Source organism: Amycolatopsis sp. NPDC059235, from assembly GCF_042754125.1.
Classification (GTDB): domain Bacteria; phylum Actinomycetota; class Actinomycetes; order Mycobacteriales; family Pseudonocardiaceae; genus Amycolatopsis; species Amycolatopsis albidoflava.
The window spans coordinates 83,640-106,403 of sequence record NZ_JBHZAG010000026.1 but is presented as its reverse complement, the minus strand read 5'-3'; the positions used below and the strand labels follow the sequence as shown (position 1 = coordinate 106,403).

General features: G+C 68.8%; 19 protein-coding genes and 1 pseudogene. 9 read left to right on the top strand and 11 right to left on the bottom strand.

Annotated features, from left to right (window positions below; genetic code table 11):
- Positions 1-115: 115 nt before the first annotated feature.
- A complete protein-coding gene (locus ACFXI3_RS19410) occupies positions 116-3,418 on the bottom strand; it encodes a glycosyltransferase (protein ID WP_378400934.1) in 3,303 nt (1,100 codons plus the stop codon).
- A gap of 29 nt (positions 3,419-3,447) precedes the next feature.
- Between ACFXI3_RS19410 and ACFXI3_RS19405 the strand changes: the two genes are divergently transcribed.
- Positions 3,448-3,633: a hypothetical protein gene (locus ACFXI3_RS19405; RefSeq protein WP_378400932.1), complete on the top strand. Its 186-nt coding sequence runs from the start codon at positions 3,448-3,450 to the stop codon at positions 3,631-3,633.
- 243 nt (positions 3,634-3,876) lie between these two features.
- Here ACFXI3_RS19405 and ACFXI3_RS19400 read toward each other — a convergent pair whose 3' ends face one another.
- Entirely contained in the window at positions 3,877-4,200 is a 324-nt protein-coding gene (locus ACFXI3_RS19400; protein ID WP_037355639.1) for a WhiB family transcriptional regulator, read from the bottom strand.
- A gap of 223 nt (positions 4,201-4,423) precedes the next feature.
- On the opposite strand from ACFXI3_RS19400, the gene ACFXI3_RS19395 reads away from it, so the two are divergent.
- Entirely contained in the window at positions 4,424-5,182 is a 759-nt protein-coding gene (locus ACFXI3_RS19395) for a site-2 protease family protein (RefSeq protein WP_344286272.1), read from the top strand.
- A gap of 4 nt (positions 5,183-5,186) precedes the next feature.
- Here the strand turns inward: ACFXI3_RS19395 and ACFXI3_RS19390 are convergent, their stop codons facing one another.
- From ACFXI3_RS19390 to mshB, 3 genes are read right to left on the bottom strand one after another with little or no spacing between them, the layout of a single operon-like run.
- Positions 5,187-5,978, bottom strand: coding sequence for a hypothetical protein (locus ACFXI3_RS19390; protein ID WP_378400930.1), 792 nt, complete (start codon positions 5,976-5,978; stop codon positions 5,187-5,189).
- Positions 5,971-6,333 (bottom strand): hypothetical protein, encoded by a 363-nt coding sequence (locus tag ACFXI3_RS19385; RefSeq protein ID WP_377928515.1) that lies wholly within the window; start codon positions 6,331-6,333, stop codon positions 5,971-5,973. The genes ACFXI3_RS19390 and ACFXI3_RS19385 overlap by 8 nt, the downstream gene beginning before the upstream one ends.
- A gap of 44 nt (positions 6,334-6,377) precedes the next feature.
- Entirely contained in the window at positions 6,378-7,205 is an 828-nt protein-coding gene (gene mshB / locus ACFXI3_RS19380; RefSeq protein ID WP_378400928.1) for an N-acetyl-1-D-myo-inositol-2-amino-2-deoxy-alpha-D-glucopyranoside deacetylase, read from the bottom strand.
- Positions 7,206-7,861: 656 nt separating this feature from the next.
- On the opposite strand from mshB, the gene ACFXI3_RS19375 reads away from it, so the two are divergent.
- The 5 genes from ACFXI3_RS19375 to ACFXI3_RS19355 all read left to right on the top strand — a co-directional run bounded on the left by ACFXI3_RS19375 (position 7,862) and on the right by ACFXI3_RS19355 (position 13,852).
- Positions 7,862-9,610, top strand: a complete 1,749-nt coding sequence (locus tag ACFXI3_RS19375) for an ABC transporter family substrate-binding protein (protein WP_378400926.1) — start codon at positions 7,862-7,864, stop codon at positions 9,608-9,610.
- 187 nt (positions 9,611-9,797) lie between these two features.
- The gene (locus ACFXI3_RS19370; RefSeq protein ID WP_344286236.1) at positions 9,798-10,778 is read left to right on the top strand and encodes an ABC transporter permease; all 981 of its coding nucleotides are present in this window, start codon (positions 9,798-9,800) and stop codon (positions 10,776-10,778) included.
- Entirely contained in the window at positions 10,771-11,730 is a 960-nt protein-coding gene (locus ACFXI3_RS19365; protein ID WP_378400924.1) for an ABC transporter permease, read from the top strand. The genes ACFXI3_RS19370 and ACFXI3_RS19365 overlap by 8 nt, the downstream gene beginning before the upstream one ends.
- Entirely contained in the window at positions 11,727-12,824 is a 1,098-nt protein-coding gene (locus ACFXI3_RS19360; RefSeq protein WP_378400922.1) for an ABC transporter ATP-binding protein, read from the top strand. Before ACFXI3_RS19365 ends, ACFXI3_RS19360 begins: the two co-directional genes overlap by 4 nt.
- Positions 12,821-13,852: an oligopeptide/dipeptide ABC transporter ATP-binding protein gene (locus ACFXI3_RS19355; RefSeq protein WP_344286233.1), complete on the top strand. Its 1,032-nt coding sequence runs from the start codon at positions 12,821-12,823 to the stop codon at positions 13,850-13,852. Before ACFXI3_RS19360 ends, ACFXI3_RS19355 begins: the two co-directional genes overlap by 4 nt.
- 288 nt (positions 13,853-14,140) lie before the next feature.
- On the opposite strand, the gene ACFXI3_RS19350 is transcribed toward ACFXI3_RS19355, so the two are convergent.
- Both ACFXI3_RS19350 and typA read right to left on the bottom strand, forming a co-directional pair.
- Positions 14,141-15,871: an ABC transporter family substrate-binding protein gene (locus ACFXI3_RS19350; protein WP_378400919.1), complete on the bottom strand. Its 1,731-nt coding sequence runs from the start codon at positions 15,869-15,871 to the stop codon at positions 14,141-14,143.
- A 215-nt stretch (positions 15,872-16,086) separates the two neighbouring features.
- Complete coding sequence (typA, locus tag ACFXI3_RS19345; RefSeq protein ID WP_344286231.1) at positions 16,087-18,018, bottom strand: translational GTPase TypA; 1,932 nt, start codon at positions 18,016-18,018, stop codon at positions 16,087-16,089.
- 233 nt (positions 18,019-18,251) lie between these two features.
- Here typA and ACFXI3_RS19340 point away from each other — a divergent pair, with 233 nt between their 5' ends.
- Complete coding sequence (locus tag ACFXI3_RS19340; RefSeq protein WP_378400918.1) at positions 18,252-18,410, top strand: hypothetical protein; 159 nt, start codon at positions 18,252-18,254, stop codon at positions 18,408-18,410.
- A 408-nt stretch (positions 18,411-18,818) separates the two neighbouring features.
- Here the strand turns inward: ACFXI3_RS19340 and ACFXI3_RS19335 are convergent, their stop codons facing one another.
- Positions 18,819-19,121, bottom strand: a complete 303-nt coding sequence (locus ACFXI3_RS19335) for a YciI family protein (protein ID WP_344286229.1) — start codon at positions 19,119-19,121, stop codon at positions 18,819-18,821.
- A gap of 178 nt (positions 19,122-19,299) precedes the next feature.
- Here ACFXI3_RS19335 and trpS point away from each other — a divergent pair.
- Positions 19,300-20,266, top strand: a pseudogene (gene trpS, locus ACFXI3_RS19330) (tryptophan--tRNA ligase).
- Between the two features lie 21 nt (positions 20,267-20,287).
- Here trpS and ACFXI3_RS19325 read toward each other — a convergent pair.
- The 3 genes from ACFXI3_RS19325 to ACFXI3_RS19315 are packed head-to-tail and all read right to left on the bottom strand — an operon-like array spanning position 20,288 to position 22,745.
- On the bottom strand, positions 20,288-20,689 hold the full coding sequence (locus ACFXI3_RS19325; protein ID WP_344286227.1) for a (deoxy)nucleoside triphosphate pyrophosphohydrolase: 402 nt from the start codon (positions 20,687-20,689) through the stop codon (positions 20,288-20,290).
- 23 nt (positions 20,690-20,712) lie between these two features.
- Positions 20,713-22,038: a HAMP domain-containing sensor histidine kinase gene (locus ACFXI3_RS19320; RefSeq protein ID WP_344286226.1), complete on the bottom strand. Its 1,326-nt coding sequence runs from the start codon at positions 22,036-22,038 to the stop codon at positions 20,713-20,715.
- Positions 22,035-22,745, bottom strand: coding sequence for a response regulator transcription factor (locus ACFXI3_RS19315; RefSeq protein ID WP_344286225.1), 711 nt, complete (start codon positions 22,743-22,745; stop codon positions 22,035-22,037). Before ACFXI3_RS19315 ends, ACFXI3_RS19320 begins: the two co-directional genes overlap by 4 nt.
- Between the last annotated feature and the right edge of the window lie 19 nt (positions 22,746-22,764).

Sequence of the window (22,764 nt, the reverse complement as noted above, 5' to 3'; positions counted from 1 at the left end):
TTTTTCTCACGCAATCTTTCCCGCCTTGACAAGCACCCCCGAACCGTCAGCACAATCAAGCTTCGGGGTGGTGGCCCCCACTCAGGGCGCAATGTCGCCGCCAGGCGACGAGCCGTCACCCCCGCCGCCGAGACGGAATCGCAGTCAACGCCGTAAACAACACCGCAGCCAGTTGCACCAACAGCAACAACCCCCGCTCAGTCCCCGGAAACATCACCGAAACCTCCGAAGACTGCGCCGGCACAGACACCGCAACCTGATGCCCCCAAGCAGGCACAATCGGCACAGCCTTCCCGTTGACACTGGCCTGCCACCCAGCCTCCTGCTCAGCCGCCAACACGAGCAACCGCCCAGTAGGCCCCTCGGAAGCCCGAACCCGAACATCCGGCAACCGCGCAGCCACCGGCGATATCCCCGGATTAGTCCCCGGCGCACCCCCACCGGTAACAGCCTGCTTAGCCAACTCCGGCGAAATCAACGCCACCTCGCCAGCCTTGGGCAACAACCGCAACACGGGCCGCCCATCCGCCATCGGCGCGGCCACCGCGGCAAAATCGCTAACCGCACCAGCGAAGGCCCGAGCATCCGTCCCCAGCGGCAACACCACGTACTGCACCCCAGAAGCCGCAGCCGCCGCGAACACCCGCTTCAGCGCGGCAACATCCCCCTGCCCCAGCCCTCGCCGCCACTCAGCCAACCGCTCCGGCGACCCCTTGACCGGCGCGAGCTCATCGTCCCCAAAAAGCGCCAACCGACCACCGGTCTGCCGAACCTGCCCAGAAGAAACGTCCAGCACGCCCCGCCCAGTAGCCGCGACATCGGCAGCCACCTCAGGCGCCAACTGTGGACGAGCCGCCGCCGTCAACGGCCCCTCAGCCCCAGTCGCGACGGCCCCAACCCCCAGCGCGGCCACCACCACAACCCCAGCCACCGCCAGCACCTTCGGCAACCAAGCAGCAGGCATCGCAAGCCCACCACGCTGCCAAGTAGCCAGCACAGCCCACAACAACCCAGCCCCGACTACGAGCAACGGCACCCCGGCATACCCGGACGCGGGCGCACCGCCCTGCATCGGCGTCAACTGCACCTGCCGGACCAACACCACGCCGATCAGCCCCAGCACCGCGAGAGCCAACCCGCCGACGACCTGCTTCCGCGGCCGAACCACCAGCGCGACCAGCGTCGCCGCCAACACGACAACCCCGATCGGCCACGCCCCCGGCCCACCCGGAGTAAGCCCAGCAAGATCCGTCGCCGACGCCGGAGCCGCCGGACCGCCGAGCCCTTGCAGCAACAGTTCCGGATGCCGCAACAACACCGTCGGCCACGGGAGCAGCAGAACCAGCGGCAGCAGCACCACAATCCCGACCGACGCCACCCGCCGAGCCAGCCCGGACGGCGCGGGCAGCACCACGAACCCGACCAGCAGGCCCACCAGCGCAAGCCCATGCGCGAGCGGCGAAAACGCCCCCAGCAACGCGACACCGAACGCCGACAGCGCCGAGACGTGCAACCACCGCGTACCCGGCCGAGTCAGCAACCGGACGATCCCCGCGACCACAAGCGGCAACACGAGATGCACCACAACCACATCGAGCCGCCCCTGCGCGACCGACGCGGTAGCGGCAGGCAGCAACGCATACGTCGCAGCAACAGCAGCCCGAACCCAACGGCGCACCGCAAGCTTGCGAGTGGCGACATAAGCGCTGAGCGCGGCAAGCGGGATGTCACCGATAAGCAAGATCGCCACCAACGCGGCCGGACCGCCGATCGGAGCGAAGATCGCCCCGATCGTCCCGAGCACCGGCAGCGTCGCGGGAGCGGGCGCACCAGTGCCGCCAGCGATCGAATGCCACGGCGACAGATACGTCGACCAGATCTCGCCCAGCCCGCCGACCGGCAGCAACTGGCCGCCCCACAGGTCGAGCCCGAGCCGCCCGCGGTTGAGCACCAAAGCCAGCGCGGTGAGCAGGACGACCAGCACCACCGGCGGAGCGAAGACGGTCGCGGCGAGCACGCGCCGCCGGTTGACCTCCACGAACACCAGATCCGGTTCCGGCGCGGCCGGCTCCGGACGGGGCGACGGCGACGGCGAGGCCGCACTCTCCTCGACCGCTTCAGTGTCCTCTTCGGACACCGGCGCTTCGGGCAGCGTGACCGCGACAACCGTGCCCGGCCGACGCAGCCCCCGGCCCCGAGTGCTCAGGCCGCGCAGCGCGCCGGCGGGCAACGCGTCCGGACCGACCGGACGCGCCCCAGACGCGGCGAGCGCCTCCGGCGGAATCCACGCAGACTCCTGCTCGACGCTCTCCGGAACGGTCCCGAGGGCGACATCACTCTGTACCCCGCGTCGGACGAGCCCAACCACCCCGGCGCTGATTGCGTTGCGCAGCCGCGTGATCCGGCTCGTGAACAGCCCGCGGACAGTCCCCGGCCGAGGCTGGTCGCGCCGCTGCGCACGGGCCGCGCGGAGATTTCCCTTGCCCCCGCACAAGTATCCGAGCGCGGCCAGTTCCGCACCTGCCTCGGTGGTGCGCCGCAGCACGAAGAACACGAACGCGCGCAGCACCAGCATGATCGGCAGCCGGACGAGCCCGAACCAGAACGACGGGGCCGAGCAGTTCACCAGAAAGACGCGGAGGCCGTGCGCACGGTTGAGCGCGGCGAGCGGGCGGCCGGCGGCGTCCGGAGTGCGTTGCCCGGTGGACAGCGCGCGGGCGTGCCGGACGCGCGCCGCCGGCACCGAGAGCACGAGCGAGCCGGCCGCGTTGGCGCGCCAGCCGAAGTCGAGATCCTCGCGCAGCAACGGGAAGTCCTGGTCGTAGCCGTCGAGGGCGTCCCAGAGTTCCCGCCGCACCAACGATCCGGCGCTCGGCACGGCGAGAACCTCGGTGGGTTCGCCGTCCGGCGCGGCCATCTGCTGGCGGTGCCCGGAGGCGTCGGTGGACAGCCCGGCCTCGACGATCAGCCGCGGATCGGTCCAGTCGGTGCCGAGCGCGCCGAGCACCTTCGCGGACGGGTTTTCCTCCGCGGCGCGGACGAGCTGGTCGAGGCAGTCCGGTTCGGGGGCGCAGTCGTCGTGCAGCACCCACAGCCACGTTCCCGGGTCGCCCCACCGTTCCACCGCGTGCGCGACGGCCGCGGCGACCGCTTCCGCGAACCCGGTTTCACTCGTCAGAGTGACAACTCCGGACAGCACGGGTTCCTCGGCGGCCGCGCCCGGCTGTGCTGCGTCGGCGAGCAGTTTCGGGGTACGGTCGGTTGATCCGGTGTCCACGGCGAGCACGTGCCGCGGACGGACTGTGCTGCGCCGCAACGCGGAAAGCGCCAGCGGCAGCCATTCCTCGCCGTCGTGACAGACCACAATGGCCAGAACGGGCAACGTCCGCACAGCGGGCGGAACGACGGTGCGAGGCAAGAACGGCTCCTGCTCGGACGGGACGATGGGTGCGGTCACCCTACGGCGTGGCTCGACGCGCGGGCACCGGCCCACGCCGCACGCCCGGCGAATCCCACCGCGTGGACGAACCCGGGCACAAGAGAAATCCCGCGGGCACCGAACCGGCGCTCAAGCGAGGAACCGGCGGCATCCGGTCCGGGCACGAGATCCGCGGCGCCCCGGGGATCTCGTGAGCGGAAGACGAAGATCACAAAGAGAACCACGGCACAGCACCGAAATTTACGGCCTCCGCGACGGCAGTTTTGCCCTCACGCCACCGCGGGATCAGGCCGCGCGAATCCGTCGAATGTGCCCGGCGACACTCCGGCGGGGGCTCCCCTCCCCGCCGCGTCGCACCGGCCGAACCACTGGCTCGCCGCCACGACGGCGGCGGGGCGCACCCCCGGTCCGCGTGGACCGGGGGAACCGAAACCCGTTTAGACAGCCCGTTTCTTCAGCTTGCGACGTTCCCGTTCGGACAGTCCGCCCCAGATGCCGAAGCGCTCGTCGTGCGCCAGCGCATACTCGAGACAGTCGTCCTTGACCTCGCAGCCAAGGCAAATCCGCTTGGCCTCGCGGGTCGAGCCGCCCTTCTCGGGGAAGAACGCCTCCGGGTCGGTCTGCGCGCACAGGGCGCGCTCCTGCCAGTCCTGCTCCTCGGGGACGTCGAAAAGGTCGGTCAGATCCCCGAGCTGCTGCTCCGGGTTCTCTCCCCAACCCACGACGTGCCCCCATTCCCTGTTGTCCGCTTCCAACCGCACGTCCGCCTCCTCGCTCCTACGCACTCCCCAGGCTGGCGGTGGTGAAACGACACCCGCTGCCCCCTCCGACAGCGAATGACATCACTGTGATTACACCTGTGTAGGTCGGCCAGGTCAAGCCGAGTAGCGAGTTCGGGGGATCTCTGTGCCCGGGTGCGCAAGGGGACACGCCGAAGACTTCACACCGGGCATACGGAAGACTGGTGGGGTGCAGAGATCAGCAGTGCGTCCGAGCCCGATCTTCCTCGGCATCCTCGCCGTCGCCGTCGCCGGTGGTTTCCTGGCTGCATACGGTGATTCCACGACTCTTCTCGGTTCCCGCGACCCGATGTTCATCGCCGGCGTCGTGCTCCTCGTCGCGGGCGGCTGGATGACGTCGCTGACGCTCCACGAGTTCGGGCACGCCTTCGTCGCCTTCCGCGGCGGTGATCACGAGATCGCTCACAAGGGGTACCTCTCGCTGGACGTCCGGCGCTACGCCGACCCCGTCCTGTCCTTCGTGCTGCCACTGATCTTCCTGCTGATCGGCGGCATCCCGCTGCCCGGCGGCGCGGTGTGGATCAACCGCGGCGCGCTGCGCAACCGCGCGACCGCGTCGTGGACCTCGCTGGCCGGCCCGCTCAGCAACCTCGCCTGCGGAGCCGCGCTGTGCCTGGCGACGATGCTGATCCCGATGGCGGCCGGCCTCTTCTATGCGATGTCCTACCTCGCGCTGCTGCAGATGATGACGTTCCTGATCAACATCCTGCCGGTGCCGGGGCTCGACGGCTGGGGCGCGCTCGAGCCGTACCTCTCCCCGCAGGCGCGGGCGTTCGGCGCGCGGGTGCGGCCGTGGGCTCCGCTGGTGCTGTTCGCGCTGTTCTTCCTTTTCCGGCCAGTGTCGGATCTGCTCTGGACGATCGCCGGGCACATCTACGCACCGCTCGGCGGCAACGCGTCCGCGGCCTTCATCGGGCAGAGCGCGTTCCTGTTCTGGCGGTAAGGGCTCAGGCCCACTGCCGGTGGGCCATGAGCCAGGCGTGCGCGCGCTTCCAGACTTTCTTGAGCCCGGAGCGCTCGCCGAGATAGTCGCCCGCCGCGCCGACCACCGGCAGCATCCCGAGTGCCCGGTGGAACCACCGGCCGCGCGGGCGCTTCTCGAGTTCGCCGGTGATCCCCCACAGCGACTTGCCGAGGTGCCAGAGCGTGGTGGCGACGGCTTTCGCGGTCACCTTGCCGTGTTTGCGATGGGATTCGTCGAGTTCCTCGGTGAGCCGCGCGGTCTCACTGTCCTCTGCGGACTGAGCGGACTTGTCGTGGCTGGCTCCCGCCGCGAGGTCGGCGTCGATGTCCCGCTCGAAAAGCACCGCGGCGATCAGCCGGACGCGGCTGCCGACGTCGGTCACGCCGTACTCCCCCGCGATCGCGCACAGCACCAGCCCCTGCGACGCGGCGCCGAGGGTGTCCTGCACCGGCAGCCGGTCGGCGAGCGCGCCGCCGAGACCGGGGATCGACGTCAGCAATGAGGTGAGCCGTCCGACGCGGTTGACCCACCAGCTCGCGCGCTGGTCGATGTCCATCGCCGCCCACCCCGCGGTGCCGGGCAGCTTCACCGTCGTCAGCGCGCGGAGCATTTTCTTCTTGAGCCCGGCGTCGGCGAATTCACCCTCACCGCGGCGGGCGCGCGCCTGCATTCCAAACGGGTCGGCCTCGCGCAACGCGTCGATCACCGGAGCGCAAGCGCGGACGAACGGCCGCAGAATCGCGACGACCTGACGGTCCGAAATGGCCTCAGACACGGGCACCGCTCTTCGCCGCGGCCCGGCCGAGCCCGCCGCCGAGGACGAGCGCGGCGGGCAGCGCGCTCGCGCCGAGCAGAAGCAGCGCGCGCCAGTCCTGGACGAGCACGACGTCGCCGCCCGGACCGAACAGGCCGACCCCGAACACGACGAGCACCCACACCAGAAGCGGCACGAACGACAGCCCGGGCCGGACGAGCTTCGCCGCGGTCAGCACGAGCCACGGCGTGGTGACCGCTCCGACGAGCGCGGTGACCGGCATCGGCACCTCGCCGAGCGGGCCGAGGCGCAGCGGGAGGAAGAACAGTTCGAGCAGCGCCAGCACGACCGCGTCGAACGCCAGCAGCACCAGCATCAGCCATTGGTCACGGGTGAGCGGCGCGGGCGGGGTGGACACCATCACCACCCGCCGAACAGATCGGTCTCGGCGCCGTGCGCGTCGCCCTGGGCGAGCACGAAGTATTCGGCGGACGGGATCGGCTGCGCGATGCTGTTAGTGAGCGCGAAGTGCGTGACGGCGCCGTCGACCACGGTCAGCTGGGTTTCGTGCGCGCGCAGTGCCGCGAGCTTCGCCTGCCGGTGCGCGGAGATGTCGACCACGGTGGTGATCTTGCCGTCCGGAGTGGACGGAAGCTCGCCGTCGGCGGCCACCCGGAACGGTGATGTTCCGTCGGCACGCAGTTCGGCCAGCCCGACGGCGAGCGCCGCCTCGGACTGGACCACGTGGAAGACCCGCTCGACCGACGGGGCGTCCGGCGCCGCCGCCATGGTGATCTCGTGCGCGCGGATGTGGTCGGGATGGCCGTAGCCGCCGAAGGAGTCATAGGTGACGACGACCTGGGGAGCGAAGTCGTCGATGAGTTCGCGCAGCTGAGCGGTCTGCTCCACCAGAGATCCGCCGGTGAACGCCCTCGGATGGTCGGCGGCCGGCGTGCCCGCCATGCCCGAATCGCGCCAGCGGCCGATGCCGCCGAGGTACTCGTGCCGGGCGAGGCCGAGCGCGGCGGCCGCGGCGGCCATCTCGCCGGACCGGTATCCGCCGAGCTGGTCGGCCTCCGCCGCGACGAGGCGCGCGAGCCGCGGCGGGACGATTTCGCCCTCTTCGCCGAGTGTGCAGGTCACGACGCACACCTCGACGCCCTCGGCCGCATAACGCGCGATGACTCCGCCGGTGGCGATGCTTTCGTCGTCCGGGTGCGCGTGGACCAGCAGCAGCTTCCGCTTCACGCCCTCAGGTTAGTGACCGTCGCGTCCGGCACCGGGATGCCGACCCCCGGCGCGGCGTTCCGGAACGAAATCCGCGGCGTGCACGGGAAAATGCATCGGCATCCCACTAAGTCGGACCAGCGTCCCGGACCGTGGGCGTTCCCTTCCGCGGAACGTTCCGCGGTTCGGAATGCGCGGGCAAGGACGCAAGATGCTCGGAACACCCACCGAGCACCCGCCTCCGTCCGGACAGTCCTGCCCGCGCCCGGCGGCGGGCGCATTGTTTCGTTTCACGAGATCGGACCAATTTCTTGTCACTTCGGGTTCGTCGCGGCCGTGTGATTGCTCCATTAGCTGGGGTACCGCACACGGAACGGGGCGGTTATTGTCCGCCGGGCCAGTCGGCCCACTGGACCGAACCACCACCCGAACCGGTTCCGAATTTCCGTGATCAACTACTAACCGTAGTCGATCAAGTGCGGAAACCACGGTGCAACCAGGGGGTGCGAGATATCTGTTCCGCAACGATCTCACTGAGAGTGTCCGGATCGATAGGTTTGCCGTCTGTCCAATGCCTAAGTTTCACGGCTACGGTGAGCAACGCGATACCGATCGGTGCTTGCGCGTCAGGAAGAGCCGCCTCGCAAACCCGCGACGGCGTCGAGCAAGGAGAATGAATGTTAGTGACGACTAGGTCGCGCGCCGCCAAACTCGGCGCGTTCGTCGCGGGCGCGGCCCTTCTGCTCTCCGCATGCGGTGGTGGCGGAGGCGGCAACAGCGCGGTGCAGACCGGGCAGGCATTCGCCGACTGCGACAAGAACCCGAACAGCTGCAACACGGCGCAGGCCGACCAATTGCAGCAGGGCGGCGACGTCACCTACGCCATCGAGAAGAACGTCCCGAACTGGAACGTCATCTCGGCCGAGGGCAACGTCTTCGAAACCGGCGAGGTCACCAAGGGCCTGCTGCCCTACACCTTCTACGCGACGCCCGACCTCAAGCCGGTCCTGAACAAGGACTTCGTCGAGTCGGCCGACGTCACGAGCACCAGCCCGCAGACGGTGGTCTACAAGCTCAACCCGAAGGCCACCTGGTCGGACGGCACGCCGTTCTCCGCCGACGACTTCATCTACAACTACAAGGTCCAGAACGGCAAGGACTGCGCCGACTGCGCCGCGGCCAGCACCGCGGGCTACGACCAGGTCAAGTCGGTCACCGGTTCCGACGGCGGCAAGACCGTGACGGTCGTGTTCGACAAGCCGTTCACCGACTGGAAGCTGCTCTGGAGCTCCGGCGGCGCGATGTACCCGGCGCACCTGGCCAAGGAGCACGGCGACATCAACACCCCGGCCGGCCTCGCGTCGTCCTTCAAGTGGTTCGGCACGACCGTCCCGACCTGGTCCGGCGGCCCGTGGAAGATCTCGAAGTTCGTCAACAACCAGTCGGTCACCGAGGTCCCGAACGAGAAGTACTGGGGCGAGAAGCCGAAGCTGAACAGCGTCATCTTCCGCGTCATCACCGACGCGACGCAGGAGCCGACCGCCCTGCAGAACAACGAGGTGCAGGTCATCTACCCGCAGCCGCAGGTCGACCTCATCAACCAGGTCAAGAACATGCCGAACATCTCCTCGTTCATCGGCCTCGGCCTGACCTGGGAGCACTTCGACTTCAACCTGAAGAACCCGGCGCTGTCCCAGAAGCCGCTGCGCCAGGCGCTGTTCACCGCGATCAACCGCAAGGACATGATCGCCAAGACCGTCGGCCAGTTCACCAACAAGGTCGAGCCGCTCAACAACCACAACTTCGTGCCTCAGCAGACCGGCTACAAGGACACGGTGAGCTCGACCGGCCAGGGTTCCGGTGACATCGAGAAGGCCAAGAAGATCCTGACCGACGCGGGCTACAAGCTGAACAACAACCAGCTGTCGGACCCGAGCGGCAAGGCCATCCCCGAGCTGCGCATCCGCTACACCGTCGGCAACCAGATCCGGCAGAACGAGTGCGAGCTGTTCGCGCAGACCGCTGCCCAGCTGGGCGTCAAGGTGAAGGTCCAGTCCACCGACGACCTCGGCCAGACCACCACCAGCGGCGACTACGACGTCATCGTCTTCGCCTGGGTCGCCTCGCCGTTCCCGTTCGGCGGTGCCATCCAGAACTGGGGCACCGGGCAGGGCAACAACTACGGCAAGTACAGCAGCCCGCAGGTCGACAGCCTGATGGCGCAGGCCAACGCCGAGACCGACCAGACCAAGGCGGCGGACCTGCTCAACCAGGCCGACCAGGTCATGTCGAATGACGCGTACGTGCTTCCGCTGTACCAGAAGCCGACCTTCATCGCCTCGTCGGACAAGATCGCGAACATCCGCAACAACTCGACCCTCGACGGGCCGGTGTACAACATGGCGGAGTGGGGCATCCGGAAGTGATCAACGACCGGTAGATTCCCGCGGGACACCCGGTGAAGGGCCGGCCGAGATGCCGGCCCTTCACCGTATCCGCAACCGAATGCCCTTTTAGTTCCCGAACACCACGATTGCCCCGTTTCGTCGCCAAGGCCCTGCCACCACGAGCGGCGGGCGCCGGCAGAACACCGTCCAGAGCAGGAAGACCTCCATGCTTGCCTTCGCACTGCGCCGGCTTTTCGTCTCGGTGCCGATCCTCATCGTGTCGACGTTCGTCGTCTTCGTGATGGTGTCGCTTTCGGCCAACCCGTTGACCCCGCTGATCGCGAGAAACCCGCCGCCGCCCCCTCGCACCATCGAACTCGAACGCATCCGGCTGCATCTCGACCAGCCGATTCTCGAGCGATACTGGCACTGGATCACCGGCGTGCTGCACGGTGATTTCGGCCCCTCGGTCCAGTCCACCATGAACATCGGCAGCGAGGTGTTCGGCCGCTTCGGCGTGACGCTGCGGCTGATCGTGCTCGCCATGGTGGTGGCGCTGATCCTCGCCGTGCTGATCGGCGTCATCAGCGCGTCGCGGCAGTACTCCAAGTTCGACTACACCGCGACCTTCTTCGGCTTCCTGTTCCTGTCGATGCCGTCGTTCTGGTTCGCGCTGGTGCTGAAGCAGGTCGGCATCTCGATCAACACGACGGTCGGCGACCAGGTCTTCTACACCATCGGTTCCTCGTCGGTGGTCGCCGCGGGCGGGTTCTGGGCCCAGTTCGGCGACGTGCTCGGCCACCTGATCCTGCCGACGATCTCGCTGGCGCTGACCAGTTACGCGGCCTGGAGCCGGTACCAGCGCGCTTCGATGCTCGAGGTGCTCAACAGCGATTACGTCCGCCTCGCGAGGGCCAAGGGCCTGCCGCGCTGGACGGTGACGCGCAAGCACGCGCTGCGCAACGCGCTGATCCCGCTGACCACGGTGACCGCGCTCGACATCGGCTCGATCCTCGGCGGCGCCGTCGTGACCGAGACCGTGTTCCAATGGCAGGGCGCGGGCGCTTTCCTGCTGGACGCGATCAAGCGAAGCGACGTGTACGCGGTGGAGGCCTGGCTTCTCATCGCGGCCACGTTCATCATCCTGCTCAACTTGGTCGCCGATCTGCTCTACGGCCTGCTCGACCCGAGGATCCGCTATGCCTAACGACGTATTCGACACCCCGCCCACCACGCTGGGCGGCGCTCGGTTCGCTCCGGACGACCCGCAGACCCCGAAGGGCGCGCCGGAACGCGAGTTCACGGTCAAGGAACGCAGCCAGGCGCAACTGGTCTTCCGGCGGTTCCTGCAGCACCGGCTCGCGATGATCAGCCTCGTCGTGTTCGTGCTGATCATCCTGTTCGCCTACGTGGGCGCGGCGATCTGGAAGTACGACGCGGGCACCATCACCGAGCAGAACTCGGCCCCGCCCTCGGGCGACCACCCGTTCGGCACCGACGCCGTCGGCCACGACACCCTCGCGCAGGTGATGCGCGGGACGCAGATCTCGCTGCAGATCTCGATCCTCGTCGCGATCTTCGCGACCGTCGTGGGCACGGTGTGGGGCGCGGTCGCCGGTTATTACCGCGGCTGGCTCGACACGGTCCTGATGCGCATCGCCGACCTCGTGCTCACGCTGCCGCTGCTCGCGGTGGCCGCGGTGCTCGGCCACCAGTCCGGCGGTTCGTGGTGGCTGATCGCGGTCGTCATCGGCGGTCTCTACTGGGCGTACGTGTCCCGAGTGGCTCGCGGCGTCGTGCTTTCCTTACGCGAGAAGGAGTTCGTCGAGGCGTCGAAGGCGCTCGGCGCGAGCGACAGCCGGATCATCTTCCGGCACCTGGTGCCCAACGCGCTCGGCGCGATCATCGTCAACCTGACGATCCTCGTGTCGATCGCCATCCTGCTCGAGACGGCGCTGTCGTTCCTGGGCTTCGGCGTGCAGCCGCCGGACACCTCGCTCGGCCTCCTGGTGAGCAGCGCGCAGACCGCGATCGACACGCGGCCGTGGCTGTTCTACTTCCCGGGCATTTTCATCATCCTGATCGCACTGACGATCAACTTCATCGGGGACGGCCTGCGGGACGCGTTCGACCCCCAGCAGACGAAGGTGCGCGCATGACCCAGAACGTCTCCGACGGACGCGGCGGCGATCCCGTCCTCGTCGTTGAGGACCTGACCGTGCAGTTCCCGACCGGGGAGGGCGTGGTCAGCGCCGTCCGCGGGGTGAACTACCAGCTTCGCCGCGGCGAGGTGCTCGGCATCGTCGGCGAATCCGGCTCCGGAAAATCGGTGACCTCGCTCGCGGTGATGGGCCTGCTGCCGAAGACCGCGAAGGTGTCCGGCTCGATCCGGTTCGGCGGGAAAGACCTGCTGAAGTGCAACGAGAAGGAACTGAACAAGGTCCGCGGCAAGGGCATCGCGATGGTCTTCCAGGACCCGATGACGTCGCTGAACCCGGTGTACACCGTGGGCGACCAGATCGCCGAGGCGATCACCGCGCACCACGACGTGCGCAAGGACGTCGCGAAGAAGCAGGCGATCGAACTGCTCGACCTGGTCCGCATCCCGAACCCGAAGCAGCGCGCGGACGAGTACCCGCACCAGCTGTCGGGCGGCATGCGCCAGCGCGTCGTGATCGCGATCGCGATGGCCAACAACCCGGACGTGATCATCGCGGACGAGCCGACCACCGCGCTCGACGTGACGGTGCAGGCGCAGATCCTCGAGGCGCTGCAGGCCGCGCAGAAGGAAACCGGCGCGGCGATGGTGCTGATCACGCACGACCTCGGCGTGATCGCCGGCCAGGCCGACCGGGTGCACGTGATGTACGCGGGCAAGGTCGTCGAGTCCGGCACGGTCGACGACATCTTCTACAACCCGCGGATGCCGTACACGCTGGGCCTGCTCGGCAGCCTGCCGCGGCTGGACGTGAAGACCGAACGGCTCACGCCGATCACCGGTTCGCCGCCCGCCACGCAGAACATGCCGCCGGGCTGCCCGTTCAGCCCGCGCTGCCCGCTGTCGCAGCCGATCTGCGACGAGGAGGAACCCGAGCTCGTCGCCGGTCCGAACGGCCAGCACGCGGCCTGTCACTTCACCGAGCAGGTCGTCGGGAAGGACCCGGCCGAGCTGTTCAGCGCCACCTCGGCCGACGCGGCAGCCGTCCCGGTCGCCGTGGACGCCGCCGCGACCGACACGGAGACGAACCGATGAGCGAGGCCACGACGGGGCAGGCGCCCGTCCTCTCCGCGCAGAACCTGGTCAAGCACTTCCCGATCCGCGGCGGCGGCCTGATCCGCCGCGTCTCGGGCGCGGTGCAGGCGGTGTCGGACGTGTCGTTCGACATCTACCCGCACGAGACGCTCGCGCTGGTCGGCGAATCCGGCTGCGGCAAGTCGACCACCGCCCGCGTGGCGCTGGCGCTGCAGCCGCTCACCGGCGGCAAGGTGACCTACGAGGGCAAAGACCTCGCGACGATGGGCAAGCGCGAACTGCAGCGGCTGCGGCGCAGCATGCAGATCGTGTTCCAGGACCCGTACGCCTCGGTCGACCCCCGGCTGCCGGTGAACGAGATCATCGCCGAACCGCTGCGCATCCACGGGCTGTACGAGAACGGCGGCAAGCAGCAGGTCCGCGACCTGATGAAGACCGTCGGCCTGCGGCCCGAGCACGGCAACCGGTTCCCGCACGAGTTCTCCGGCGGTCAGCGCCAGCGCATCGGCATCGCCCGCGCGCTCGCGCTGAAGCCGAAGGTGCTGGTGCTGGACGAGCCGGTGTCCGCGCTGGACGTGTCGATCCAGGCCGGCGTGCTCAACCTGCTGAAGGACCTGCAGGCGGAGCTCGGGCTGTCGTACCTGTTCGTCTCGCACGACCTTTCGGTGGTGCGGCACGTGGCGGACCGGATCGCGGTGATGTACCTCGGCAAGATCGTGGAGACCGCGCCGTCGGAGGAGCTGTTCGAGACTCCGGCGCATCCGTACACGCAGGCGTTGATCTCGGCGATTCCGGTGCCGGACCCGCGCAAGGAGCGGACGCGGCAGCGGATCGTCATCACCGGCGACGTGCCCAGCCCGGCCAACCCGCCCTCGGGCTGCCGGTTCCGCACCCGGTGCCCGAAGTTCGCGAACCAGCTGGACGACGCCGGTCGCGAGAAGTGCAAGACGGAGGAACCCGCCTTGGTGGACCGCGGCCACGCGCACCCGGTGGCCTGCCACTTCGCGGAAAGCCTGCAGCTGATCTGACGCACTGACGAGAAGGGCCTCGCACTTACTCGTGCGAGGCCCTTTTCGCGTGCCGATGGACCCAGCGCTGCTTGCGCTCCAATGTGGCGTTGGGTGCGCTCAACGCACCGAATGCCACATTGGGTGCGTCAGACGCACCCAATGTGGCATTGGGGTTTTCTCGGCGGCGGGTGGACGCTGGCCGGTGGACCTGGCCTGCGGCGCGGAGGTCCGTGAGGGGAACCCTGAGGGACTCTGATTCCCCTAGGGTTCCCCTCACGGACTTTTGCGGAGCGGAGGCGTGCCGGATCAGGTGGCGCCGCGGGTCCAGTTCACCGCGGAGCCGAACGGGCCCTGCATCGGCGGACCGGGCGTCAGGCCGGAGATTCCCTTGCCCACCGCCAAAGTTTCGGCTTCCTGGAACAGCGGAATCGCGACGTTCTGGGACCACAGTTGCGGTTCCAGGGTCTTGAGCGAATCGGTGACGGTCGCCGAACCGGTGATAGCCGAGTCGATCGTCGCCTGGAGGCCCTGGTCGCACAGGCCCGCGGAGTTGGCAGGCACCACAGGTTTGGCCTTGTCCGCCGGGGCCGGTTCGGGCGCGCAGCCGTAGTTGGACGCCAGCACGGTCGCCGGATCGCCGCCCACCGGCTGGCCGACGACCGCGATGTCCACGCCCACGGTGCTGTTCGAATCCGGGCTCGCCTGTTGTTTTCCGTTGACCACCGGCATGGCCAGCAGCGACGAATACAGGTCGCGCGGCTGCGGTTTGATCTGGTTGACCTCGATGCCGCCGGCGACCAGCTCCGAGGCCAGTTCCTTCGCGATCGACGCGTACGGTTCCTGTTCCCCCGGCGACGCGAGCACGATCGACAGCGTCTTGTTTCCCTTGCGCCACACGCCGGCTTCCTTCTTGTACCCGGCGGCGGTGAAATTCTGCTCGGCCTTGGTCGCGTCCGGAGCCGACGGCGGGCCGGCCGGAATGGTCGCCGCGTAGTCCTTCGCCGAGGGCGGCAGGACCTGTGCGTCCGCCTTCAGGGTCGCGGCCGGGCCGCCCTTCGCCCCGGCGGAGATCAGTTTCCCGCGGTCCAGCAGCGAGGCGATGCCCGCGCGGACGCGCGAGTCAGCCAGCGTCGCGCTGACCGGGCGCAGCAGCACCGACGCGGTCAGCGGCCGGGGCACGGTGTGCAACTGGACCGCCGAGCCCAGGTCGTTCAGCAGCTGCAGGCCGGTGGAATCGGTGTGGGTCAAGGAGAATTGGTCGTTGCCGCTGCGCAGTGCGGTCGCGATGCCGGACGCGTCGGAGCGGCGCAGGATCAGCGTGTCGACCGCGGCCGGCTTCTCCCAGTACCGGTCGTTGCGCTGGAGGGTCGCTTCGCCACGGGCGGTGTCGATCGTTTTGATCGCGAACGGCCCGGCTACCGCGGGGAAGCTCGTGGCGAGCGCGTTCGTCCAGCCGCCGGGCGAGTCCTTGAGCAGGTGCTGCGGCAGCAGGTTGTCGAATAGCGTCTGCCAGGCCGGGTACGGCTTGCTGAAGGTGACCTCGACGCCCTTGCCGCCGTCGCGGGATTCGATGTCCGAGATCAGCCGGTAGCCCGCGGGGTCGATCACGCCGGGGTTCGTCTTCATCGCGTTGGCGAGGTAGATGAAGTCCTCGGTGGCGATCGGGGCCCCGTCGGACCACGAGGCGTCCGGGCGGATCACGTACTTCACCGTGAACGGCACCTGCGAGACGACGTCGGCCGAGACCATCAGCGTCTTGTCGAGCGTGCGCGCGCCGTCGTCGGACTGCCGGAACACCGAGGGCAGCAGCAGTTGCGACAGCGCCGTGGTGATCGTGGACGCGTCCGCGATGCTGTGCGGGTTGTAGCCGCCGACGACGTCGTCCACGCCGACCACGATCTGCGACAGCGCCGCCGCGCTGGTCGTGCTCGACGGCGGAGCCGACGTGACCACCGGGGGCGGCGGAGTGTTCGAACACGCGGCGAGCAGTACTCCCGCCAGCGCGAGCACCGGCCCCAGCCGGCGTCCGAATCGCACGCTCGTCCTCCTGAAAGTTCCCGCCGCGCTCCGTGGTCGAAGCGGTCATGCTGCCATGCCAGGGCGGGGACCGGCATCGAGATTCCCACATCGGCCGCCGCTCCGTGACATCGGAGTGGATACCGCCATAAGAGTGGACGCACGAACCGCTGCCGGGGTTCACGCGAAAGGGCGCCTCCCGGAACGGGAGGCGCCCTTTTTCACCTTCGCGAGGTTCAGCTGTTGTTGTCGCGGCTCTTGGCCCGCGAACGCTCCTTGGCGCGGGTGTTGATGTCGAGCGTGACCTTGCGGACCCGCACGACCTCCGGCGCGACCTCGACGCATTCGTCGCTCGCGCAGAACTCCAGCGCCTCTTCGAGGCTGAGCTTGCGCGGGCGGGCCAGCGTCTCCATCACGTCGGCCGAGGACTGCCGCATGTTGGTGAGCTTCTTTTCCTTGGTGATGTTGATGTCGAGGTCCTCGAACCGCGGGTTCTCGCCCACGACCATGCCCTCGTACACCTCCGCGCCGGGCTCGACGAAGAACGTGCCGCGGTCGGCGAGCTGGATCATCGCGTACGCGGTGATCGGGCCCGAGCGGTCGGCGACCAAGGAGCCGCTGTGCCGGGTGCGGATCTCGCCCGCCCACGGGAAGTAGCCCTCGAACACGTGGTTCGCGATGCCGGTGCCGCGGGTTTCGGTGAGGAAGTCGGTGCGGAAGCCGATGAGGCCGCGCGAGGGCAGCACGTAGACCAGCTTGATCCGGCCGGTGCCGTTGCCGCTCATGTCCTCCATGCGGCCCTTGCGGGACGCGAGCAGCTGCGTGATCGCGCCGAGGTGCTCCTCGGGCGAGTCGATGTAGAGGCGCTCGAACGGCTCGTGCAGCTTGCCGTCGATCGTGCGCAGCACCACCTGCGGCTTGCCGACGGTCAGCTCGAAGCCCTCGCGGCGCATCTGCTCGACCAAGATGGCCAGCGCCAGCTCGCCTCGGCCCTGCACCTCCCAGGTGTCCGGGCGCTCGGTCGGCAGGACGCGGATCGAGACGTTGCCGATCAGTTCCTGGTCGAGGCGGGCCTTGACCAGCCGCGCGGTGACCTTGTCGCCGCCGTTGCGCCCGGCCAGCGGCGAGGTGTTGACGCCGATGGTCATCGAGATGGCCGGCTCGTCCACGGTGATCCGGGGCAGCGCGACCGGGTTCTCCGCGTCGGCGAGGGTGTCGCCGATGGTGATGTCCGGGATGCCCGCGATCGCGACCAGTTCGCCCGCGCTGGCCTCGGACGCCGGGACGCGGGTGAGCGCCTCGGTGACGAGCAGCTCCGAGATCCGGACGTTCTGGACGGTGCCGTCCTCGCGCATCCAGGCCACGGTCTGGCCCTTGCGCAGCTTGCCGGCGTGGATGCGGATCAGCGCGATGCGGCCGAGGAAGTTCGACGCGTCGAGGTTGGTGACGAGCGCCTGCAGCGGGGCGTCCAGGTCCGCGGCCGGGGCCGGGACGTGCTGGAGCAGGGTCTCGAACAGCGGGTCGAGGTTCTCGCTGTCGGGAAGGCCGCCGTCCTCGGGCTGCTCCAGCGACGCCTTGCCGGCGCGCGCGGAGGCGTAGACGACGGGCAGGTCGAGGATCGCGTCGAGGTCGGCGTCCTCGATGTCGCCCGCCAGGTCGAGCAGCAGGTCGTGGGTCTCCTCGACGACCTCGGAGATCCGCGCGTCCGGCCGGTCGACCTTGTTGACCAGCAGGATCACCGGCAGCTTGGCCTCGAGCGTCTTGCGCAGCACGAAGCGGGTCTGCGGGAGCGGGCCCTCGCTCGCGTCGACCAGCAGCACGACGCCGTCGACCATGGACAGGCCGCGCTCGACCTCGCCGCCGAAGTCGGCGTGGCCCGGGGTGTCGATCACGTTGATGGTGACCGTGCCGTCGGCGGTCTGGCGGTGGATGGAGGTGTTCTTCGCGAGAATGGTGATGCCCTTTTCCCGCTCGAGCTCACCGGAGTCCATCACGCGGTCGACCAGCTCGGCGCGTTCGGCGAAGGCGCCGGACTGGCGGAGCATGGCGTCGACCAGGGTGGTCTTGCCGTGGTCGACGTGGGCGACGATCGCGACGTTGCGCAGGTCGGGCCGGGTCTTGCCGGACGCGCGGCCGGTTTCGACCGCGGTGGCGCTGGCTGCGGGCACGCGAAGACTCCTGAACTTCGAAGAAAAAAGGCGGGTGGCACCGCGCGGCGGATCGGGATGACGGGCACCGGACACTGCGACCGGCTCTCGCTGACCGGCTTTGGCCACACGCGGACTTCAACCAGGATACCTGTTGGGTTGGTGTGAGGAGCGCCACGCCCTATGATCGGTTAGGCTCACCTAATCTTGCTGGTGTTCTCGTGGTGTTGTCGCAGTCGGGTTGAGGAGTCGCGGTGGGGAAGAAGCACGCGGACGATCCTCGGGCTGTGGTGCGGAAGCTGATGAAGGCCGGGAAGGTCAAGAAGAAATGCTGCCGGTCTAAGGATCGGTGCAAGAAGTGTCCGGTTTTGGCGTTGAAGAAGGCTAAGAAGCGGGTGGCTGAGGCTGCTTGACCTCTGTTGCGGCTCGTCGCCTGGCGGCGACATTGCGCCCGTTGGTTGCGTGGGGCACCCCGAAGCTTGATTGTGATGACGGTCTGAGGGTGGTTGTCAAGGCTGGAAAGATGCCTTGACAACCACCCTCAGACCGCATTTTGGCTTCGTATCGGGGTGCGGGGGTGGTGTGGGTGCCTCGATGGTTGGGTGCACCGGCTGCGGTTTCGCGGGTGGCGGGGCTAGCGCCCCAATGTGGCATTGGGTGCATCTGACGCACCGAATGCGGCATTGGGTGCATGCGATGCACCCAATGCTACATTGGGGCGCACATCCCAGCGAGCGGGCGCGTGTGGGTGGGCAGGCGTGTGGTCGTGAGGGGAACCCTGAGGGACTCAGAGTCCGTGAAGGTGGCCCTCACGGACGGTGCTAGTTGTTGTCCAGCAGTTCGTTCACCAGGTTCAGTTCCGGGGACGTCCTGGTGGGCTGGAAGTGGATGATTTCGTAGGTCGCCAGCTGGGCGATCGCGAAGGGGTCGGTGGCCAGGATCGCGTCCAGTCGCGCGCGTTCCATGGGGCGGGTGATCACCACGCCGCCGGTTCGGGGTTTTTGGCCTCCCGACGCCAGGAAGTGGCCGTCTTCGTACTGCTTCGTGAGCCACTCGTTGTGGGCTGGGAGGGCGCGGTCGATTTCCTCTAGCGGAACGATGTACGTGAGCACGACGACGAACATGGTTCGAACCGTAGTCCGGTGCTAGGCTCGCCGCATGCGTTTCCAGAGCACTCAGTGGTGGCCGCCGGTTGGCGGCCCTATAGCTCTGCGCTGAAAACCCAGCGAAGGCCGCCCCGGTGGGCGGCCTTTTTTGTGTCCGCTCCAGGGGTCCGAATGTCCTAGGGAGAGGGAAACTCCAATGGTCCAGCTGTCCGGCATCACGCCGTCCGGTCACGTTCAGCTCGGCAATCACCTCGGCGCGTTGCGGCGGTGGGCCGCCGAGGGCGGGGCGGACGATCTGTACTTCGTGTCCGACCTGCATGCGATGACTACCGCGCACAATCCGGCGAAGTTGCGGTCGTTGGCGACCGAGCAGCTTGCCGTGCTGGTGGCCGCGGGAATCGCGCCGGAGCGGGTGTTCGTGCAGTCTGATCTTGCTCGCGAATTGGGGGCGTTGACCTGGGTGCTGGAGTGCACTTGCTCCTACGGCGAGGCGGCGCGGATGATCCAGTTCAAGGAGAAATCCAAGGGGCAGGCTGGAGTCCGGCTCAGTTTGCTGACCTATCCGGTGTTGATGGCGGCCGACATTTTGTTGCAGGGCGCGGACGAAGTGCCGGTCGGCGAGGATCAGCGGCAGCATGTCGAATTGGCGCGCACGCTTGCCCGGCGGTTCAACTCCACCTACGGCGAGGTGTTCGTCGTGCCGGAGGCGACGTTGCCGCCGGCGGGGGCGCGGGTGAAGGACCTGGCCGAGCCGACGCGGAAGATGTCCAAGTCCGCGCAGGATTCCGCGGGCGTGGTGTTCGTGCTGGACGAGCCGGACCAGATTCGGCGCAAGATTCGCAAGGCTCGGACGGACGGGGATTCGGTGCCGGTCTACGACCCGGAGAATCGGCCGGGGATCTCGAATTTGCTGGAGATCCTGGCGGCTTGCGTCGGCGGTGAGCCCGCGGAGCTGGCCGAGAAGTACCCGTCGTACGGCGTGCTCAAGGACACCGTCGCGGACGCGGTGATCGAGGAGTTGCGGCCCGGTCCGGGAGGGCACGCGCGCGTTGCTCGACGACGTCTCCGAGCTGGAGCGGGTCCGCAAGGCCGGCGCGGAGCGGGCGATCGACCGCAGTTCGCACCGGGTGTCCGCGGCGTTGCGGATGGTCGGGGCTGCTTGAAGGGCCTCGTGAGTGCCGGTTCTACTCGGAACCGGCACTCACGAGCTCATGCAGCGCGGGCAGCAGGTCCCGGTCCGCGGGGAGCCAGTCCAGATCGTCCAGTTCGTCGTGGCCGACCCAGCGCAGCGCGGTGTGTTCGACCGCTCGCGGTTCGTCGCCGGGGGACAGCAGCGCGGCGGAGTACACGCGCAGCACTTTTCCGCCCGGCAGCGGGATTTCCGGACCGACGCGCTCGCCGATGGTGACCACCACGTCCAGTTCCTCGTGGCATTCCCGCGCCAGCGCGAAGGCTTCGGTCTCGCCCTCTTCGACACGCCCGCCCGGCAGTTCCCACTGGCCCGCGTGATGCGGCGGCCAAGCTCGTTGCTGGGCAAGAAGCTTGCCGTCGCGCACCAGTGCCGCCCCGACGATGACCGCGTCCATGCGCCCAGTCTCCCCCACCGGATTCACCGGTCCGCTCCCGCCCGCCAGGTGACCTCGAACCGCGCGCCGCCGTCGGGCGACTCTCCTACCCGGACCTGACCGCCTCGGCGGCGCACCGTTTCGGCGACCATCGCCAGGCCCAGCCCGGTTCCGCCGGACGAGCGCGCGCGGTCGTCGGACACCCGATAGAAGCGGTCGAACACCTTGCTCCGGTGCTCGGGCGCGATGCCCGGGCCATCGTCGTCCACCACGACCCGGACCTTCGACCGCGAAGCCAGCACGGACACCACGATCTGGCCGGACGCGTACCGGCAGGCGTTGCGCAGCAGGTTGTCCAGCACCAGTTCGACCTCCTGGTGCGCCGCCGACGCCCAGGCCTGCGCCACCGCACTGCTCACCCGCGTGTTCGGCGTCCCGGACGGCAGCCGCCGCACCGCCGCGCGGACCTCGGACACCACCTCGACCGGTTCCGCGGGCGGCACCTCGCCTGCGTCGGAGCGAGCCAGCGTGAGCAGGCCGTCGAGCAGGCCGGACAGCCGTTCGGACTCCTCGAGGATGTCCGAAAGCGTCTCCTGCGACAGCTCCGGATCGGGATTCGTCACGGCCACCTCGGCCTGGACCCGGATCGACGCGACCGGCGAACGCAGCTCGTGCGCCGCGTCGCCGGTGAACCGGCGCAGCCGCTGGCTGACCTCTTCCTGGCGTTCGAGCAGCGCGTTGAATTCCTCGGCCAGCGCGCGCATTTCGTCGTGCGACGTCGGCAGCGGCAGCCGGGAACCCGGCGGCAGCGCTCGCACCAGCCCGCGCATCCGAGCCACCGGGCGCAGCGCGAGCCGGACGACCAGCCACGTCGCCAGGCCTGCCACCAGCGCGCCGACCAGCGCGACCACGACCAGCCACAGCCCGCCGTAATGCACCGCGGCGGCGAACCCGACCAGCCCGGCGCCGGCCACGACCAGCCGCTGGCTGCCGTTCGGCGTGCTGACCACCTGGCCGCGCCAGCGCGAACCGTCGGACTGCACTGGCAAACCTGCCTTGAGCTGCGAGACCTCCGCCTCGGTCAGCTTCGGCCGAGCTTGGCCGTCCGCCGGTGCGCCGGAGATGTCCAGCACCCGCACGGAAACCGGGTCCGCCGAGGTCAACGGCGTCCCGGCGGAGACCGCACCGGCCGCCGGGACGAGCGCGGCGGTCAGCTCCTCGTCGACCGAGTCAGTAAGCAGCGGGTCGAGCTTGTTCGCCGCCAGCGCGGCGAGGCCGAGCAGGCAGCCGAGGGTGATCGCCGCGGCCAGCACGGTGATCCGGACCTGCAGCGAACGACCGCTCCACCACGACGACGGCGAGCCGGTCACATGACCTCGTCGAGCTGGTCGTCCGAGGCGAGATAGCCGTGCCCGCGCACCGTCCGCAGGATCGAGCCCGCGCCGACCGCGTCGAGCTTGCGCCGCACGTAACCCACATACACCTCAACGAGATTCCGCGTGACGGCCTGCTCCTCGCCCCACACCGCGCGCAGCAGCTCGTCCTTCGTCACGACCGTCCCGGCGCGGCCGACGAGCACCTCCAGCAACCCGAACTCGCGCGGGCTCAACGGCACTTCCTGACCGTCCCAGTGCACCTGCCGCAGCGCCCGGTCGACCTCCAGCGCGCCGAGCTTCAGCGCACCGCGGGACGCGTCCGGCCCGGCGCGGCGCAGCACCGCCCGTACCTGGGCGACCAGCACGACGAACGAGAACGGCTTCACGAGGTAACCGTCGGCGCCGAGGTCGAGGCCGTCGGCCTGGTCGATCTCGCCGTCCTTCGCGGACACCAGCAGCACCGGCGTGGTCACGTTCTCCGCGCGCAGCCGTTCCAGCACGCGATAGCCGGACAAGCCGGGCAACATGATGTCCAGCAGCACGACGTCGAACGAACCGGTGCGCGCGAGCTGCAGCCCGGTCGGCCCGTCCGCGGCGGTGACCACGTCCATGTCCTCCGCGCGCAGGCCGCGCTGCAGCGCCTTGCGCACGCCAGGTTCGTCGTCGACCACCAGCACCCGAGGTTTCACGATCCTCATCATGGCCGGTTTGTGCAGTTGA

Coding starts and splice junctions, on each gene's coding strand:
- ACFXI3_RS19385 (WP_377928515.1), bottom strand. CDS start 6,333: ATGCTGGTGCTGCTGGCGTTCGACGCGGTCGTGCTGGCGCTGCTCGAA.
- ACFXI3_RS19375 (WP_378400926.1), top strand. CDS start 7,862: ATGTTAGTGACGACTAGGTCGCGCGCCGCCAAACTCGGCGCGTTCGTC.
- ACFXI3_RS19370 (WP_344286236.1), top strand. CDS start 9,798: ATGCTTGCCTTCGCACTGCGCCGGCTTTTCGTCTCGGTGCCGATCCTC.
- ACFXI3_RS19365 (WP_378400924.1), top strand. CDS start 10,771: ATGCCTAACGACGTATTCGACACCCCGCCCACCACGCTGGGCGGCGCT.
- ACFXI3_RS19360 (WP_378400922.1), top strand. CDS start 11,727: ATGACCCAGAACGTCTCCGACGGACGCGGCGGCGATCCCGTCCTCGTC.
- ACFXI3_RS19355 (WP_344286233.1), top strand. CDS start 12,821: ATGAGCGAGGCCACGACGGGGCAGGCGCCCGTCCTCTCCGCGCAGAAC.
- ACFXI3_RS19335 (WP_344286229.1), bottom strand. CDS start 19,121: ATGTTCGTCGTCGTGCTCACGTACATCGTTCCGCTAGAGGAAATCGAC.
- ACFXI3_RS19325 (WP_344286227.1), bottom strand. CDS start 20,689: ATGGACGCGGTCATCGTCGGGGCGGCACTGGTGCGCGACGGCAAGCTT.
- ACFXI3_RS19315 (WP_344286225.1), bottom strand. CDS start 22,745: ATGATGAGGATCGTGAAACCTCGGGTGCTGGTGGTCGACGACGAACCT.